Origin of the sequence: Stenotrophomonas riyadhensis (assembly GCF_040256885.1) — a bacterium.
Classification (GTDB): domain Bacteria; phylum Pseudomonadota; class Gammaproteobacteria; order Xanthomonadales; family Xanthomonadaceae; genus Stenotrophomonas; species Stenotrophomonas riyadhensis.
Genome location: NZ_CP155568.1, coordinates 2,021,636 through 2,040,164, shown reverse-complemented (window position 1 = coordinate 2,040,164; position 18,529 = coordinate 2,021,636). Strand labels below are relative to the sequence as shown.

At 66.1% G+C, this 18,529-nt stretch carries 11 protein-coding genes; 2 read left to right on the top strand and 9 right to left on the bottom strand.

What is annotated here, in order from left to right:
• Positions 1 to 43: 43 nt before the first annotated feature.
• Positions 44 to 2,509 (bottom strand): GH92 family glycosyl hydrolase, encoded by a 2,466-nt coding sequence (locus SriyCCGPB3_RS09685; protein ID WP_350260228.1) that lies wholly within the window; start codon positions 2,507 to 2,509, stop codon positions 44 to 46.
• 1,033 nt (positions 2,510 to 3,542) lie between these two features.
• On the opposite strand from SriyCCGPB3_RS09685, the gene SriyCCGPB3_RS09680 reads away from it, so the two are divergent.
• Together SriyCCGPB3_RS09680 and SriyCCGPB3_RS09675 are read left to right on the top strand one after the other, a co-directional pair.
• Positions 3,543 to 6,620 (top strand): TonB-dependent receptor, encoded by a 3,078-nt coding sequence (locus tag SriyCCGPB3_RS09680; protein ID WP_350260227.1) that lies wholly within the window; start codon positions 3,543 to 3,545, stop codon positions 6,618 to 6,620.
• A gap of 199 nt (positions 6,621 to 6,819) precedes the next feature.
• A complete protein-coding gene (locus tag SriyCCGPB3_RS09675; protein ID WP_021204511.1) occupies positions 6,820 to 7,014 on the top strand; it encodes a heavy-metal-associated domain-containing protein in 195 nt (64 codons plus the stop codon).
• An 80-nt stretch (positions 7,015 to 7,094) separates the two neighbouring features.
• Here the strand turns inward: SriyCCGPB3_RS09675 and cueR are convergent, their stop codons facing one another.
• The 8 genes from cueR to SriyCCGPB3_RS09635 all read right to left on the bottom strand — a co-directional run bounded on the left by cueR (position 7,095) and on the right by SriyCCGPB3_RS09635 (position 18,407).
• Positions 7,095 to 7,550 carry a Cu(I)-responsive transcriptional regulator gene (gene cueR, locus SriyCCGPB3_RS09670; RefSeq protein WP_125892811.1) on the bottom strand — a complete coding sequence of 152 codons (456 nt, stop codon included), beginning with the start codon at positions 7,548 to 7,550 and terminating at the stop codon, positions 7,095 to 7,097.
• A gap of 11 nt (positions 7,551 to 7,561) precedes the next feature.
• Entirely contained in the window at positions 7,562 to 10,063 is a 2,502-nt protein-coding gene (locus tag SriyCCGPB3_RS09665; protein ID WP_180847194.1) for a heavy metal translocating P-type ATPase, read from the bottom strand.
• A gap of 173 nt (positions 10,064 to 10,236) precedes the next feature.
• Positions 10,237 to 13,194 carry a TonB-dependent receptor plug domain-containing protein gene (locus tag SriyCCGPB3_RS09660; RefSeq protein WP_350260226.1) on the bottom strand — a complete coding sequence of 986 codons (2,958 nt, stop codon included), beginning with the start codon at positions 13,192 to 13,194 and terminating at the stop codon, positions 10,237 to 10,239.
• A 417-nt stretch (positions 13,195 to 13,611) separates the two neighbouring features.
• Entirely contained in the window at positions 13,612 to 14,343 is a 732-nt protein-coding gene (locus SriyCCGPB3_RS09655; RefSeq protein ID WP_180859266.1) for a copper homeostasis protein CutC, read from the bottom strand.
• Positions 14,340 to 15,338, bottom strand: a complete 999-nt coding sequence (locus tag SriyCCGPB3_RS09650) for a N(4)-(beta-N-acetylglucosaminyl)-L-asparaginase (protein ID WP_180847197.1) — start codon at positions 15,336 to 15,338, stop codon at positions 14,340 to 14,342. The genes SriyCCGPB3_RS09655 and SriyCCGPB3_RS09650 overlap by 4 nt, the downstream gene beginning before the upstream one ends.
• 51 nt (positions 15,339 to 15,389) lie before the next feature.
• Positions 15,390 to 16,412: a glucokinase gene (locus SriyCCGPB3_RS09645; protein ID WP_350260225.1), complete on the bottom strand. Its 1,023-nt coding sequence runs from the start codon at positions 16,410 to 16,412 to the stop codon at positions 15,390 to 15,392.
• A gap of 84 nt (positions 16,413 to 16,496) precedes the next feature.
• The gene (locus SriyCCGPB3_RS09640) at positions 16,497 to 16,781 is read right to left on the bottom strand and encodes a hypothetical protein (RefSeq protein WP_005409434.1); all 285 of its coding nucleotides are present in this window, start codon (positions 16,779 to 16,781) and stop codon (positions 16,497 to 16,499) included.
• 36 nt (positions 16,782 to 16,817) lie between these two features.
• On the bottom strand, positions 16,818 to 18,407 hold the full coding sequence (locus SriyCCGPB3_RS09635; protein WP_350260224.1) for a calcineurin-like phosphoesterase family protein: 1,590 nt from the start codon (positions 18,405 to 18,407) through the stop codon (positions 16,818 to 16,820).
• Positions 18,408 to 18,529 lie beyond the last annotated feature (122 nt).

Below are 18,529 nucleotides of genomic sequence, written 5' to 3'. Positions count from 1 at the left end.
TGCCGTGCCGTTCGCTGGGTCACCGCGAACGGCACAGTCCGGCTCAGCGCAGCTGGCTGCCCGGTGCCGCGCACCAGGACACCGGCAGGTCCTTCACCGCCGTACCCCAACCCTGCTCCGGCACCTTCGCGTCGAGCGCGAACTGCAGGCGCGGGCCCTGCTGCAGCTGGTTCCAGTCCAGCCACACCGGCGCATGCACCTGGCCATCGACCTTCACGCCCTGCACGTACTGCAGGCGGCGGCCATCGGCACCCGGCGCGTCGATGCGCAGGGTGCGGCCATTGCCCACGTCCACTTCCACCTTGCTGAAACGCGGGGTGTGCAGCAGGAACTGGCCGCTGCCCGGCACCGCCGGATACACGCCGATGGCACTGAACAGGTACCAGGCCGACATCGTGCCGAGGTCATCATTGCCGGTCACGCCATTCGGGGCATTGGTGAACAACTGCTGCGCGGCACGCACCACGGCGGCGGTCTTCCACGGCTGGCCGATCAGCGTGTACAGCCACGGCGAGTGCAGGTCCGGCTCGTTGTTCGGGTTGTAGCGGAACTGGTTGTAGTAGCTGTACGGCCCGACCACCCACTCCTTGCGGGCGGCATTGAGCGGGTCGGCCTGCAGCGCGTCCATCGCGAAGAACGCATCGAGGCGGCGGCCGGCCTGTTCGCGGCCATCCATCGCTTCGACCAGGCCCGGCACGTCCTGCTGCGCCAGCCACTGGTACTGCCACGCCGTACCCTCATGGAAACCATGGTGCGAGCGCGGGCTGTAATGGCCATCGGCCGGCGTGTACCACTGGCCGTCCTCGGTACGCGGGCGCGGGAACCCGGTGAAGCCGGTTTCGGCGTCGCGCACCTGCGGGTCCCACACCTTGCGCCAGTTGCGGCCGCGCTCACGCAGCGTCGCCGCGTCCTGCGCGTGGCCCAGGCCATCGGCCATCTGCGAGAGCGCACAGTCGGCCAGCGCGTATTCCAACGTGGCCGAACCGCCGTGGTGCGGATCAACGTCCATGCCCTTGGATGGGAATGCGCGGTCGTAGACCACGTAGCCCTTGTCCAGGTAGGTCGGGTTGCCGGAACGGCCGGCCATCCGCGAGTTCAGCGGAGGAGTACCGAACGCGTTGCGGCGCAGCGCATCCCACGCCTGCGATTCACGGCCCTTGAGCGCACCGAAGCGCCACAGGTCGACCATGAACGGCGTGACCGGATCGCCGGTCATGATGTTGGTCTCGAAATTGGCATAGCCCCAGCGCGGCAGCCAGCCGCCCTGCTCGTCGATCGCCAGCAGTGTGCGGCCGATGTCACGCGCCACGTCCGGGCGGGTCAGCGCCAGCCACTGGTTCTGCGCGCGGTAGGTATCCCACAGCGAGAAGTACTCGTAATAGGTCCAGCCATCGGCGCGGTGGATACCATCGTCATAGCCGCGGTAGCGGCCGTCGGCATCGTTGCCGGTCATCGGCTGCAGCAGCGCGTGGTAGGCCGCGCTGTAGAACACGGTGCGGTCATCGGCCGTACCGCCCTGCACACGCACCCGACCCAGCTGCTCGCGCCACGACTGCTGGGACAGCGCACGCATGCGGTCGAAACCGAGCAGCGCCCCACCCTGCATGCCGTCTGCGCGCAGATTGATGCGCGCGCCTTCGGCGTCCACATGCGAGATCGCGCTGACCGCCGTCACCGACTGGCCCTTGGCCAGGTCGAAGCTGAGCCAGGCGCCGTTCGGCTTCTGCTCGCCTTCCATGCTGTGGCGCGCACCCGGCAGGCCACCGCCTTCGCCCCAGGTACCGTGTGCCTTGAACGGGCGGTCGAACTCGATGCGGAACCAGGTGGTGTACTGATGGCCACCACAGAAACTCTTGGTGACCAGCTTGCCTTCCACCACGCGGTCGCCGACCACATCAACCACGCTGCCGATCACCGAGTGGCGCTCGTTCGCCTGGCCGACATTGACCAGCACGTGGCCATCGCCACTGCGCTGGCTGAAGGTGTAGCGCTCGGCCGCGGCACGCGTACGCGCGGTGGTCTCGGCATCGATGCCGCCGTAGCTGGTCAGCCGCACCTTGTAATAGCCGGCCTGGCCGATCTCGCCGTCATGCGTGTACGACGCGGCATAGGCCTTGTGGTCAAACTTCTTCGCGTTGCCGGTATCGAAATCGCCGCCGGGACCGATCGAACCGGTCACCGGCAGCACCGACACCTGGCCACCCTGCTCCCAGCAACCTGCGCCGGAGATGAAGGAGTGGCCGAAACCGCGGATCTTCTCGTCGTCGTAGCGCCAGCCCGAATAGTGGCTGCCGATCGGGCTGACCTGGATCAGGCCGAACGGTGCCGACGCGCCCGGGAACGTGTTGCCGTCGTCCTTGCTGCCGATGAAGGTGTTGACCTCGCGCTCCAGCGCAGCCGGCGCGGCCTGCAGCAGCACCGGCACTGACGACAGTGCGAGCAGGCAGGCCAGGCGCAGCAGCGGGCGCGAGGACACTGGGACGGCGGGAGCGGACGGCACTGGACGCATGTCGGGTTCCTGTAGTCGATGACGCGGAGGCAGGCGGCCGGGGCCATCCGGCACCGTTCCGCTGAGCCCCGCCTCGACTGGCACAGAGCTCCCCCTGGAATGACGCCCGACCCACCAGACCGCGGATTTAGATCGATTCAAGTAGAGCATGCAGGTTCAGCCGAATGCATTCTGCGGCGCAGCATGAGAGGGGGTGTTCGGCAGGGCTGCGCCCTGCACCTGCCGAAGCCGAAGCCGAAGCCGAAACAACAGCAAAAGCCGGCTGTCCGTGGGATGGCGGGGTGGGTCCGGTTGCGGGGGACGCCGTAAATACGTCCATGTAGGCTCGGTCGCCGCATCCATGCGGCTCACGCCCCCGCAACCGGACCCACCCCGCCTTCGACAGATCTCCGCGATCTGCGGTAGATCCACGCCATGCGTCGATCAATCTCTGACAGATAACGAAATCAATCGGGGTCAGATCCGTTTTCCAAAGGAAAACGGATCTGACCCCACGACCCCATGTCGTTCCAGGATCAATCCAACCGTCACCGGGAAACTGTCGAAGGCGGGGCGGTGTCGGATTGCGGGGTGTCCGCGGCATGGATGCCGCGGCCAAGCCCCCATGGACGGGTTTACGGCGTCCCCGCAATCCGACACCGCCCCGCCAAACCACAGACAACCCAGAGCCGCTTTGGCTTTGGCTTTGGCGTCAAGCAGGTGCAGGGCGCAGCCCTGCCGACCCACCCTCCCCTGCGCACGAAAACGATTTCACTGATTTCAGCAAACCGTCATGCCTTCGCCACGCCAGTACCATATTGCGGAGCAGCATGCGCCCGCGGGCGACCCATGCTAAAAAACGCCCGCCCATCGCTTAGATCGATCCAAGACGACGTTGCGATGGCCGGGAGTTGGGGGAGCAGCAACAGGACGTACCAGGCCACGCGCACGGTGCTACTGCCACTGCATGGCAATAGCGACAATGTCACTTCAAATTAGATCGATTCAAGTTGTCCGTGCCACGTCACCGGATCAATCCAGGAGAGAGGGAGAGATGGGAATGAAGCATTCAACACGTACGCACGGCCAGGACGCCTTGTCACTGGCCATCGCGCTGGCCCTGGTCGCCGCCGTCATTCCGGCCGGCGCCGCCGCGCAGCAGGCCGCTTCCACCGGCTCGCAGGACGCCACCAACCTGGACAGTGTCCAGGTCACCGGCTACCGCTACGCCATTGAAAAGAGCCTTGAGCAGAAGCGCGACGCCAACGCCGTGGTCGAAGTGATCACCGCCGAGGACGTCGGCAAGTTCCCCGACAAGAACGTGGCCGACGCACTGCAGCGCGTGCCCGGCGTGGTCATCACCCGCAGTGGCGGCGAAGGCAAGAGCGTCAGCGTGCGTGGCCTCGCACCCGACCTGACCCTGACCCAGTTGAACGGCAACTACGTGGCCACGTCGGAAACCAACGACGAAGCCACCCGTTCGTTCAACTACACCCTGCTGCCGTCGAACATGCTGTCCAGCGCCGAGCTGTTCAAGTCGCCGGAAGCACGCATCGATGAAGGCGGCATCGGCGGCACGGTCATCCTGCACACCCGTCGCCCGCTGGACATGGAATCCAACTCGGGCTTCGTCACGCTCGAGGGCACCTCCTCCGATACCCACCACGATATCGACCCGCAGGCCTCCGCGCTGTATTCGTGGCACAGCAAGGACGAGCGTTTCGGCGTGCTGGTCGGCGTGACCCAGCAGAAGCGCACCACCCGCACCATGGAAGCCAGCACCGAGGACTACCAGTGGTATGGCGCCGGCAAGGCGCGCGATGCCTATGGCAACGTACAGGCGCAGGATGGCATCCACTACTGGTGGGGCAGGTCCGGCTTCAACAACCAGACCGGCGGCAACTACAGCGATTTCTTCATGCCGACGTCGGTCAACTTCGCGGTGAAGGAAGAAAAGCGCGAGCGCAAGGGCGGCCAGCTGACCTTCCAGTTCAAGCCCGTCGACAACGTCACGATGACGGCCAACTACTTCCGCTTCGAGCTGCAGGGTGACTACACCCAGAACATGCTGAAGATTCCGGAATGGAGCATGGCCCGCTTCAACGGCGACGGAAACTGGGCCGGTGGCCGCCTGCTCAACGGCCTGGATTTCGATCCCAGCGGCAACACCGTTACCGGCGCCCAGTTCGAAAAGCTGGCCGGAAAGACCTACTACTGCAGCGAAGACCAGGCCAAGGCCGCCGGCCTCAAGCCCGGCGGTTGGGGCCCGGACGACTGCACGGTTCCGACACCGCAGCTGACCGGTGGCTACAGCAAGGAAAAGGCGCTCTCGCAGACTGCCGACCTGACCATCGACTGGGACATCAGCCCACTGTGGAAGGCCTCGTTCACCGGTGGCCGCACCTGGTCCGAAGGTGGTCCGTCGATGAACTTCCGCATGTCGGCCAAGCCGCGCCGCAAGGTCGGCAACGACTACCTGCCGGGCAACCTGTATAGCGCCTGGGACCTGACCGGCACGCCCTCGGCCACCTTCTCGCCCGACCTGCAGCAGCAGCTGATGAACGGCATCGCCGAAGTCGATACCGGCTCGACCGATTCGTCGTGGAAGCGCACCGAGGTCAAGCAGAACTACTTCCAGGCTGACGTGACCAAGCTGTTCGAGTCCGGCTGGCTGGACTCGATCCAGTTCGGCGCCAAATACCGTGACGGCAAGGTCCATCGCAATACCGGCAACACCTACTGGACCTGTCAGGGCCGCGATCCTGCCGACTATAAGGACGGCCGCTACCAGGCGGGCTGCGACCCGACCGCCGGTGATGCGCAACCGGGCTTCTTCCTGTCCAACCCGATCAGCAACATTGCCGGCGGCTTCAACGCCAATGTGTTCCCGGGCATCAACTACCCGGCCTACATCGACTACCTGAACAAGACCTACGGCGGTTCGCACAACCGTACCGAGGAAGACTTCGTCTACAACGTCAACGAGAAGATCTACTCGGGCTACTTCCAGGCCAACTTCCGCACCGAACGCGTGCGCGGCAATGTCGGCGTGCGCGTGGTGCGCACCAAGCAGTTCGCGCAGTCCTCCGACTCGATCGAGAAGTTCAACGACTACTTCCTGGACAACGCGTCGGGCGCACCGATGGCGTGCACCGATCCGGCCGCTGCGGCCTACCCGACCTACAGCTGCGAGAGCGGCTTCTTGCGCCTGCCGTACGATCTGGCGCAGAGCAAGACCTACAGCCTGATCGGCGTGGATCGTACCTACACCGACGTACTGCCGAGTTTCAATATCGCCTGGGACATCACCGACACGCTGGTGCTGCGTGGTGCCGCATCGAAGGTGATCGCCCGCCCTGGCTACACCGACATCGCAGCACCGGGCGCACTGAGCTACTACAGCGAGGAGTACGTCAATGATCGCCGCGTTGCCGGTGGCGCATCGACCGCAGGCTGGGTCGGCCAGGGCAGCAACAAGCAGCTGGAACCGTTCAAGGCCACCCAGTTCGACCTGGGCCTGGAGTGGTACTTCCAGCCGGGCGCGGTCGCCGGCGTCGGCCTGTTCCGCAAGAACGTGGACAACTTCACCCTGCCGGTGGTGCGCGACACGCCGATGGTCATCAACGGTGAAGCGGTGAACGTGCAGCGCTACCAGACCCAGGCCAATGGCCGCGATGGTGTCTCGCAGGGCGTCGAGCTGTATGGCCAGTACACCTTCGATTTCGGCTTCGGCGTGCAGGCCAACTACACCTACAACGACACCAACCTGGCCTCGATTGTTCTGGACGGGCAGGAAATCGGCTCCTCGCCGCTGGTCGGCAGCGCCAAGAACCAGGCCAACGTGACGGTCTTCTACGAGAACGAGAAGTTCCTCGCGCGCGCCTCGTTCAACCGTCGCGGCCAGGTGGTCGGTGGACTCAACAACGGCCTCACCATTTACACCGAGCCGTATGACCAGCTGGATCTGAACGTGGCCTACAACCTGACCCCGGACTGGACCCTGACCGCCTCGGTGATCAATGCCACCAAGTCCGAGCAGCGCGTGCACCTGGGCAGCGACACCAAGGCACGCCTGATCTCCAATACCTATGCAGGCCGCCAGCTGTACTTCGGCGCTACCTGGAAGTTCTGAGGCACCACGGGTTGCCCGGGCCCGCCCGGCGCAGCCCACGCCCCGCCCTGGCGGGGACGTTCCTCCACGGCAGCCACGCTGGTACAGGTGGCTGCCGTTTTTTGTCGGCGCCTTGCCTGTCGTTCAGCCCGGCGCTTGACCCTGCCATCGTTGGAAGGTGCACACTGGCTCCATCCCAAGAGCACCGAAGGAGCTACAGATGGAATTCCATGTTGAAGGCATGACCTGCGGCGGCTGCGCGCGCAGCGTGACCAAGGCGATCGAGCTGGTCGATCCGCAGGCCAGCGTGCAGGCAGATCCGGCCAGCCGTCGCGTGCAGGTGCAGACCTCGGCCAGCGAAGCGCAGATCGTGGCGGCGCTGACCGATGCAGGCTTCCCGCCGCGCACGGCCTGATTCCCTGCCCTGCGCCTGCAACGAAAAACCCGCCCGGTGCAGCTGCACCGGGCGGGTTTTTTCATGCATGCAACGCCAGGTCAGTGCTTGTGCGTGCGGCGCCGTACTGCACCGGTCTTCGCGGTCTCCGGCGGTGCCAAGGTCTCTTCGTCTTCGCCCAGCCGCTGCAGGATCGGGCATTCCGGGCGCTCATCGCCCGCACAGCAGCTGATCAACGACTTCAGCGTGTCGGCCATCTGCCGCATGCTTTCGATACGCTGCTCCAGGTCGGCGATGTGCTGTTCGGCAAGTTGCTTGACGTCGGCACTGTGCCGCGAGGTGTCGTTCCACAGGCCGAGCAGATCGGTGATCTCGGCCACCTGGAAGCCAAGATCGCGCGCCCGCCGAATGAAGCGCAGGCGGTGGATGTCCGCCTGCGAATATGCCCGGTAGCCGGACTCGGTGCGATCGGCCGCAGGAATCAGGCCGATCTGTTCGTAGTAGCGGATCATCTTCGCCGAAACGCTGGACGCCTTGGCGGCTTCACCGATGTTCATGCGGTTCTCCTTCAGTGGCTCGCAGCGGGGGCATCCGCCATCGGCGGCTGGAAGCGGCGCAGGCGCAGTGCGTTGCCCAGCACGAACACGCTGGACAGTGCCATCGCACCGGCGGCGAACACCGGCGACAGCAGCACACCCCATACCGGGTACAGCACGCCGGCCGCCACCGGAATCAATGCGGTGTTGTAGGCGAAGGCCCAGAACAGGTTCTGCCGGATGTTGCCCAGCGTTGCCTTCGACAGTGCGATGGCATTCGGCACGCCCTGCAGGTTGCCCGACATCAGCACCACATCGGCCGACTCCACCGCGATATCGGTGCCGGTACCGATCGCCAGGCCGACATCGGCTTCGGCCAGTGCCGGCGCATCGTTGATGCCGTCACCAACGAAGGCGACATGGCCATGGGTGGCCTTCAAACGGCGCACCGCTTCGACCTTGCCTTCCGGCAGCACCTCGGCCACGACTTCATCGATACCGAGCTGGCGTGCGATCGCCTGCGCGGTGCCGGCATTGTCACCGGTGATCATCGCCACCTTCAGGCCGAGCTGGTGCAGTGCCGCGATCGCGGCCGGCGTGCTCGGCTTGATCGGATCGGATACTGCGATGATCGCTGCCAGGCGTCCATCGATGGCCGCGTACAACGGCGACTTGCCCTGCGCGCCGAGTTCGGCCGCCAGCGCCGCAAATGCGGTGATATCCACGCCCAGGTCGCGCATGAAGCGATCAGCACCGACCTCCACACGCGCACCCTCCACGCTGGCGCGTACGCCCATGCCGGTGACCGACTCGAAATCAATCATCGACGGCAGCGCGAGGCCCTGCTCGGTGGCTGCATCGACAATGGCGCGGGCGATCGGATGCTCCGAACGTGATTCCACGGTGGCGACGGCGGCCAGCACTGTGGCGCGATCAAAGCCGTCGGCGATCTCTAGGTCGGTCAGGCGCGGGCGGCCTTCGGTCAGCGTGCCGGTCTTGTCCACCGCCACCACCTGCGCGTCCTTCAGCAACTGCAGTGCTTCACCCTTGCGGAACAGCACGCCCATTTCGGCGCCACGGCCGGTACCGACCATGATCGACGTCGGCGTGGCCAGACCCATTGCACACGGGCAGGCGATGATCAGTACCGCCACCGCATTGACCAGCGCGAAGCTCAGCGCCGGCGATGGGCCGAAGATCAACCAGACCGCGAAGGTCGCCAGTGCGGCCAGCATCACCGCCGGCACGAACCACAGGGTGACCTTGTCGACCACCGCCTGGATCGGCAGCTTCGAGCCCTGTGCCTGTTCGACCATGCGGATGATCTGCGCCAGCATGGTCTGCGCGCCCACCGCCGTGGCACGCACGGTCAATGCACCTTTCTGGTTGACCGTGCCGCCGACCACGCTGCTGCCCGGCTGCTTCTCGACCGGAATCGGTTCGCCACTGATCATCGACTCGTCGATGTAGCTGCGGCCCTCGATCACCTCGCCATCGACCGGCACGCGCTCGCCCGGGCGCACTTCCACCACATCGCCGCTCAGAACCTCGTTGACCGGGATCTCGATCGTGCGGCCGTCACGGATCACATGCGCGACCTTGGCCTGCAGGTTGACCAGGCGCTTGATCGCCTCGGAGGTACGGCCCTTCGCGCGCGCCTCAAGGAAGCGGCCGAGCAGGATCAGCGCGACGATCACTGCCGCTGCTTCGTAGTAGACGTTCACCGTGCCCGGCGGCAGCAACCGCGGTGCAAAGGTCGCCACCACCGAGTAACCGAACGCTGCGGCGGTACCCACCGCCACCAGCGAGTTCATGTCCGGTGCCAGCCGCAGCAGTGCCGGGAAACCCTTCTGGTAGAAACGGCGGCCGGGAATGGCCAGCACCAGCAGGGTCAGTACGAACTGCAGGTACCAGCTGGTCTGCATGCCGAGGGTGGCCATCACCCATTCGTGCATGCCGGGAATCAGGTGCGAACCCATTTCCAGCACGAACACCGGCAGTGCAAGTGCGGTGGCCACGATCAGGTCACGTTTCAGTTCGGCGCGCTCGGCATCCTTCTTTTCCGCCGCTTCGTCATCGGACTGAACGCCTGCTTCGATGGCACGGGCGGCATAACCGACCTTGTCGATGGCCGCTACCAGCGCATCCACAGCGGCCACGCCGCGCACCGTGGCGCGTTCGGTGGCCAGGTTGACGCTGGCCTGGCTGACGCCCGGTACCGCCAGCAGCGCGCGTTCGACGCGGCCGACGCAGGAGGCACAGGTCATGCCTTCCACTGCCAGCTCGATGGTGCCGGCCGGCACGTCATAGCCCACCCGCTCCACCGCCTGGATCAGCGCGGCGCGATCGACCGGACCGGACGGGCGGATATCCGCGCGCTCGGTGGCCAGATTGACCGAAACACTGCCCACACCTTCGACCTTGGACAGCGCCGCTTCGACACGGCCGACGCAGCTGGCGCAGGTCATGCCCTCGATGGGCAGGCTGATGGTGGACGGGCTTGCGGGGACTGCAGTGGCGCGGGGCGTGCTCATGATCGGATTCCCGGGGTTCCTTCTGGATGCGGACAGGCTAAACCTTGCCATCGTGGGAAGGTCAAATCCAGCCACCCCGGGGTTCATGAAGGGGTTCATCCACGCATGGCGTGGATCTACCGGGCGGACGGGGGCGCCTTGCGGATCAAGGCCCGACGCCCCCGCCGTCCACCTCAGAAGGTGAACACGTATTCCAGCGCGAACTCGCGGCCAACCGCGCCGAGCAGGCGGGTCGGAGCGAAATCGTAGTCCAGCTTGTACGGGTCCTTGTGGTTCCAGCTGGCCGAGTTGAACGCGTTGTTGACGTAGACATTGACCTTGGCGTGCTCGGTCACCTGGTAGCCCACGTTGAAGTTCCAGGTGATGAACGGCCCGACCCGCCCGTAGTAGCGCGCCGTCTGCTGGCCGGCGTTGGGATTCGGATTCGGCGAGCCGTCCGGACGCGTCGCCGGCTCCAGGCAGTTGAGCGACGGGCTGTCGCTGGGCACGTAACCATCGGCGAACGGCAGGCAGCCGCCAGGATTGTTCAGGCGATCGGTGCCCCAGTGGTAGCGCACGCCCGGCACCGAACCGATGCGATCGGCATAGACGTTGGCATTCCAGTTGCCACGCTGCCAGGCCAGGCTCGCGCGCAGCTTGCTGCGCAGGTCGCGGTCACGACGCTCCGGGTTCGGGTCGTTGGCGTAACGCTGTTCCTTGGTCGAGATCTGGTTGGTGTAGTTCAGGCCGAGCTGGAAGCTGCCCCACTGCGCGGTTTCCAGGCGATAGCGCGCGGTCAGGTCGATGCCGCGCACTTCGCGGCTGGCCAGGTTGAAGGGGCCGCGCTCGATCGATACCAGGCGACCGTTGCTGTCACGGTTCACGCGGGCCAGGATGCCGGCGCAGTACTCGCCACCGGCCGGATTGGCCCACGGCGTACCGTCCATGTTCTTGCCGGTCAGGCAGCCCGCTTCGCTGGCCAGTACCTCGTCGGCGCCAACGTCGACGATCATGTCTTCCAGTTTGATCGCCCAGTAGTCGGCACTGACCGACAAGTTCGGCATCACGTCCCAGACGAAACCGACCGTCCACGAATCGCCGGTTTCCGAACGCAGCAACGGCGTGCCACGCCGGTTCACGTCGAAGGTGTACCAGACATCGGTGTTGCCCACGCCACAGTTGTTGACCAGGTAGGCACCGCTCTGGATGCAGCGCAGGCGGTCATAGGTCTGCACTTCGGAGCTGCTCGGTTGACCGAGCAGATAGTGCATGTCCGGCGCATGGAAGCTGGTGGCATAGGAGCCACGCACCAGCAGCGACTCCGCCGGGCGCCATTCCAGACCGACGTTCCAGGTGGTCTCCTTCTGGCTGCCGATGTCCAGCGCTTCGCCGCTGTTGTCAGCCTTGTAGCTGCCATAGCGGTCATAGCGCGCGGCCGCAGTGGCGGTCACGCTTTCCAGCAGCGGAATCTTGAACTCGACACCGGCCGAATAGCGGGTGCGCTCGCCGCCACCGCGATCGACGTTCTGCAGGTCGAAGTCGATGCCGGCGCGCGGATCCGGATTGAGGTGGTAGCCCTGCTGCGCGACTTCGGCCACCGCCGCGAACGAGATGGGGCCGGCCCAGCCCTGGAACAACTCGCCGGTGATGTCCGCCGAAGCCTGATTGACCCATGAGGACGCACGGTTCTTCGCCACGGTGCCCATCTGCCAGTACTGGTCCGGCGTCAGCGGGTTCCACCAGCGCGATTCGTTCAACGCATAGATCGCCTCGCCGTCGGCGGTAGTGCCCAGCTTCGGGCCGAGGAAATAGTCGTACGACTTCTGCTTGTCGACCACGTTCTGCCGTTCTTCCACGCGGTAATAGGAACGCCCCACCGTGGCGCTCCAGTCGAAGCGATCGGCCAGGCGTCCACGCAGGCCCGCGCTCCAGTCCCAGGACAGTTCACGGTTGGTGTTGCGCAGCGTATCCAGGCCACCCACCTCGTTCGGAGTGAACTGGCGCACGCCGAGGATCGGGCGGTTGCGGTTGGCATCCCAGTAGTAGCCGTTGTCATCGTCGATCAGCGACACGCTGGGCGGATTGGTGCCCCAGATCGCCTCGGAGCGGTACACCGCCAGGTTGGTCCAGGCCTGCAGGTCGTTGCTGAAATCGAAGGTGGCATACAGATTGCCGGACACGTTCTCGGCACCGCCGGTGAGCAGCCAGTTGGCGTAATCGGCGCTCATGCCGCACAGGCGACCGGTGTTGGTGATGGTGTTGGCGGCGTAGTTGTAGACCAGGCGATCGGCGGTGTAGTACTCCCCGTCGAACTTCTCGCAGGTGCCGGTGGGCGGCGTCAGGCGCTGGCCGGTGGTCGGATCGATCAGCGCCAGGCCGGCAGTGGGACGGAAGCCGACCTTGCGTTGTTCCATGTTCCAGGACGGGTACGGCGCATCATCGGCATCGTCCATCTGCGGGCGGTCACGGCCGAACAGCGGATCGCGCTTTGTGTACTGCAGCGCGTAGGTCACGCTCCAGTTGTCGCCGGTCTTGCCGCCGGCCCAGGACAGATCCCAGGTATCGCGGCCGCCTTCGGTGGAGGTACCACCGCGCACGCGTACTTCGTCGCCGTCATAGTTGGTCTTCAGGATGACGTTGACCACGCCCGCGATCGCATCGGAACCATAGATGGCCGAGGCGCCACCGGTCAGTACTTCGATGCGCTCGACTGCGGCAGCGGGAATGTTGCCGTAGTTGGAGAAGTTGGTTTCGCCGCCGTAGGGCAGCGGATAGTCGGCTACACGGCGACCGTTGACCAGCAGCAGCGAGCGGTTCGGGCCCATCCCGCGCAGGTTCAGGCCGCTGGCATTGGGCGTATGCGACCCCCACTGCGAGGCGGCTTCAACGGTGCCGGTGGCTTCAGTGAGCGTCTTCAGCGCGTCGTACACGCTGACGAAGCCTTCCTTCTGGATCTGCGCGGCGGTGATCACGTTGACCGGCGCCGGGCCTTCAACGCTGGCGCGCTTGATGCGCGAACCGGTGACGGTGACCGCGTCGAGATCCTTGGTAGACGAACTGGCGGCCTCCTGCGCACTGGCCGCCAGGGGCAACAGGGCCAGGACCAGGGCCTGGGACAGCAGGTGACGACGCTTGCGAACGATCTGAGCCATGGGTGGTTGCTCTTCGAAAGTGTGGACGCACGGACGGGTGGTGGCGCTGCACTACGGCTGATCCGGGCACCTGGATCGGTTCAAGACCGATATGGCGCCCTCCCCTGTGGATCGATCCAAACTAAAGCACAGCTGAACCGCGCCGGGCATGCGGCGACGCAGCAACAGCCTGCGGAATGTCGCTAACGGCTGCAGGTATCCAGAACAATCAAAGGGTTGCGAAACATCGCGGAGAGAACGGTGCACGAAGTGATGACACGATTGCGACAGACGCGCGCGGAACGGTTTTGTCCGTCGAGTGCCTGCATCCGGGGTCGGATCCCCTCGCAGAGGGGCTCTGACCCGATTGCGTCGACGCGTGCGCATCCAGATGGGGTCAGAGCCCTTCTGCGAAGGGATCCGACCCCCGGCTTGCGATCAGGCGTCCAGCGCCTGCCGCAGCGCGGCTACGGTGGCGGTTGCGGTCTGGCTCCAGTCCGGGTCCAGTCCGCGCAGCGCCGGGTTCTGGAACTGCATGGCCGAGCGGCGCAGGCCCTTGGCCGAGGCGTGCAGTTCGGTGCAGCCGGTCTGCCTTGCCACGGTAGCGATGTTGCCCGGTGCCAATCCGGCACCCGCCATCACCGTAATGCGGCCCGCTGCCTGGGTAACGAGGCCTGCCAGCACATCGGCACCGGCCTCGGCGCTGACCTCGCCGCCCGAGGTCAGCACGCGCTGGCAACCCAGCCCGATCACCTGCTCCAGCGCGACCGGCAGATCGCGGGCGGCATCGAAGGCACGGTGGAAGGTCACCTGCAGCGGCCCGGCAGCCTGCACCAGCTCGCGGCACAGCGCCAGATCGATGCCGCCCTGCACATCCAGCGCACCGATCACCACGCCATCGCAGCCCAGCGCGCGGCACTGCGCGATGTCACGCAGCATCAGTTCGGTTTCCAGCGCGTCGTAGTGGAAGTCACCCGGGCGCGGCCGCACCAGCACGAACAGCGGAATCGACAGGCGTTCGCGGGCCATCGCGATGCTGGCGAACGACGGCGTGGTGCCGCCCTCGGCCAGGTTGTCGAACAGCTCGATACGATCGGCGCCGCCGGCCTGTGCGGCCAGCGCCGAGGCCAGCGAGTTGCTGGCGATCTCCAGGGTCCGCCGCGTGCTCACGCCTGGGTGCTCGTGTAGATCGACGGCGAATCGCGCAGGTCATCCTGGCGCTGCCCATCGCAGACCGCGTAGACAAAGCCGCGATGCAGCGCGTAAGCGCCGACCTCGCCCTGCTTGTTCATGGCCAGGAAGCAGACCTGCAGTGTCTTGCTCGCTTCCGGGCGCTTGCGCACCACGCGGTCGATCGCTTCGCGGCAGGCCTGCGCCGGCGAGCGCCCCTGGCGCATCAGCTCGACCACCAGGAACGAGGCGGCGTTGCGGATCATCTCTTCACCCACGCCCGAAGCAGTGGCCGCGCCCACGTCGTTGTCGACGTACAGGCCGGCACCGATGATCGGACTGTCGCCAACGCGACCGTGCAGTTTCCAGGCCATGCCGCTGGTGGTGCAGGCACCGGCCAGATGGCCATTGGCATCCAGTGCCAGCATGCCGATGGTGTCGTGGTTGTCGCTGTTGCCGGGAATGCCACGGCGCTCGGCATTGATCTGCGGCTGGTACTTCTCGGTCTTCAGCCACTCGCGCCAGGCCGCTTCGGCCTGCGGCGTCAGCAGGTGCTTGCGCTCGAAACCCTGCTGCACCGCGAACTGCTGCGCGCCCTCGCCCACCAGCAGCACGTGCGGGCTGTTCTCCATCACTTTGCGGGCCACCGACACCGGATGCAGGATGTCGACCAGCGCCGCCACCGCGCCACAGCGGCCATCGCCGTCCATGATGCTCGCGTCCAGGCTCAGCACGCCGTCGCGATCCGGGTTGCCGCAATGGCCGACGGTGGGGTTGCACAGCTCGCTCTCGGCCCAGCGTGCGCCCGCTTCCACCGCATCCAGCGCGCTGCCGCCCTGCGCCAGTACCTTCCATGCGGCCTGGTTGGCCGGTACGCCGAAGTCCCAGGTCGAAACCACCTTGGCCCCACCCTGCGTGCGCGCCTGCACGCCCGGCAATGCCGCCATGCCTGCGGCCAGTGCACCGGCCTGCAGGAACTGCCTGCGATCCACCATCTTCCCCTCCCAGTCTGCAATGCATGGCCGGCCCGATGCCGGCCCTGCCGATCAGTCGTGCGTAGGCTGCCGTGCGGCATGCCAGACCGCTGCACCGAGCACGCCCAGCTGGCCGTGCTCCACGCGCCACACCGGCACCTGCCGCAGCACCTCGGTCAGCACGCCCTTGTTGAGGAAGCGCTCACGGAAGCGGCCATCGGCCAGGAAATCCTGCACATGCGCGGAAATGCCACCGGCCAGGTATACCGAGCGCGCGCCGACGGCGATCGCCGCGTCGCCGGCCAGGCTGCCCAGCCAGGCACAGAAGACATGCAGCGTCTCCACCGCCAGCGCGTCCTCGCCACTGCGCGCGGCGCCGATCAGTGCCTCGGTGCTGGTCCACACCGGGGTGACGCCGCGCAGTTCGCACAGGCACGGATACAGGTTCATCAGGCCGCTGCCGGACAGCACTCGCTCGTTGTCCACGTGCGCCCAGCGCTGCAGCAGTTTGCCCAGCACCTCCAGTTCCAGCGCGTTGCCGGCGCCGAGCGCGGCATGGCCGATCTCGCTGGCCAGCACCGGGCGCTCGCCATCGGCGAAACGCAGCGCGGCACCCAGGCCGGTACCGGCACCCAGCACCAGCGCCGGGAAGGCCTGCGCCGGATCGGCGTCGCCGTTCAGTGGCACCAGGGTTTCCGGCTGCAGGAACGGGATGGCCAGCGCCACCGCTTCGAAATCATTGATCAGCTGCAGTTCGCGCAGGCCGGACTGTTCGCGCGTGGTCGACAGCGAGACTGTCCACGGCAGGTTCGAGTTGATCAGCACATCGCCATCGAGCAGGCCGGCGATGGCGACCACCGCGGTCTGCACCGGCTGGCCGAGGCCACTGGTGAAATCGGCCAGGATCGCGGCCAGGCTGGGATGCTCGGCGCAGGCATAGGTGCGATGGCTGCCCAGACTGGGCGCCTGCCCGGGCTGCGTCTCAGCCAAGGCCAGGCGGGCGAAGGTGCCGCCGACATCGGCAACGACCAGATGGCGCGGAAGACCGCCGCGGGCGGAGTCGGAGGAAACCGGGGACGCTGCTGCGATGGTCACGCTGGCCTGCTTGGATCGATTGAATCGCCCCGATTCTCAGGCATCGGGGCGGCTTTGCCTAGCGCGCCGATGGTTCAGGTTGGCCTACATGCCTTCCTGTTCGGCCACCTGCACGCCATCCACCAGCACGCGCAGGCGCTGCGGGCGGAAGCCGGCGAACAACAGCGGCCGGGTGCGCTCGACCAGCACTTCGTGGCCGGCGATGTGACGCAGCCACGACTGTACCAGCGAGAACGAGAAGTGGGTGCCCGGATGCAGCGGGTGCTGCACCCAGACCTTCTCGGTGGCACTCTGCAGCAGCATCGCGCCGGTGAACCAGTGGCGGCTGAGCGTCACCGGCGTGGTGCCGGCCATGAAGCGGATATCCATGCGGGGTCCTTTCGCGTTGGGCAGCGGCGCCCTGGATCAGGGCTGGGCAGTCTGCAGGCTGTAGCTGATGGTGGCGGTGAACACTGCACCATCAGGCTGGGTGGAGCGTACTTCGACCTTGTGGCTGCCTGTTGCCAGGTCGGTCGGCAGCGCGCCCCGCCACAGGTGCGGCGACGCGGTGGCCTCCGGCGAACGGTCGTAACCGCGCAGGTTGTTGGCAAGATCGTCGGCCACGTTCTCCACCATCAGGCGCGGATCGGGCTGGCTGACCTGTTTCATCGGCTGCCACGCGCCGCCATCCACGCGGTACTCGACCACGCTGGCGTCCTCACCCATGTAGACGTTGGCATAGATGCCCCAGGCCGGGTAGGCGCCCTGGCGCAGCACCTTGGGTGCATGCAGGCCGATCTGCTCGCTGGCCGGCTGGCCGGCCACGCGGTACTGCAGCTTGTAGCTGCCGTTGCCGGCCACATCGAGCAGCGCATAGCCCTTCGGCGTGCCATCGCTCATGGTGCTGTCCGGCACGCCGGCGGCGTTCTTGACGCCCGACCAGAACGCACCGCAGTTGGCACCGACGTTGTATTCGTGCAGCGGCTTGTCGCCGTTCCAGCCCTCGGCCTTGCCGTGGTAGACGTGCTGCTGGGTGTGGCTGTGGCCGCTGAGCACCAGCACGTTGCGGAAGTCCTTGAGCAGGTCGAACAGGCGCTGGCGGTCGGCGTGGCGGAAGGTCTCGCGCCCCGGCGCGGCGTCGAACAGCGGGATGTGCATGCCCAGCACCAGCAGGCGATCCTTGTGCAGGCCCTTCAGGTAGCTGGCGAGGAAAGCGAACTGGTCTTCGCGCAGGCCGCCGATGTATTTCGGCTTGGCCTTGGGGTCGTAGACCACGTCGTCCAGGAACACGAAGCTGGCGCCACCCTCTTCCACCGCGTAGGTGTCCGGGCCGTAGATGTTGCGCCAGCTGTCCAGCGAATGCTCATCGCTGGCCGCATCGAAGTCGAGGTCGTGGTTGCCCGGCACGTGGAACCACGGCACGCCAAGCTGGGTAGTGACCTTGTTGATCGCCGGGTACAGGGCCAGGTCGTCGTTGACGATGTCGCCCAGGGTGGTGCCCATGCGCGCCCTGGTCTGGCCAACCAGCGGCGCCACGATCGACTGCTGGTAGTAGCCGATGTCCTTCAGGCTGGCGGTCTGCGAATCGGTGAACACCAGCATCTGGAAACCACGGCGGCTGTCATGGCGATCCGACTGCAGGGCGAAATCCCAGTTGCGGGTGACGTCGCTGGTCGCGGCGATGCCACCGTACTTCAGTGCCGGTGAACCGTTCGGGCGGTAGTGGCGCCAGAACGAAGGCAGGCCGTCGGTGGCCTTCGGGAAGGCGTACGCATCAGGCTTGATCACAAATACGGTCTGGCCGTCGCGCACTGGCAGGCTGTAGCTGCCGTCGGCGGCGGTCTTGACGATGGTCTCGCCGTTGGAAACCTGCACCCCGGCCAGACCCGGATCGGTCGCACCGCGCCCGGGTTTGCCGTCGCGCTCCAGGTAGACCTTGCCGCTGACCACGGTATCCGCGGCCCAGGCCGGCGAGGTCAGCAACAGGCAGCACAGCCAGGTGGCAGGCAGTTTCATGGGCGGTCCGGGAAAGAAAGACCGCCTATTGTAGATTCCGCTGATGACATCGCGCACGTGATGGCGCATTGCCGGTAGTGCCGGCCGCTGGCCGGCAACCAGCCGATGCCCGACGATCATGA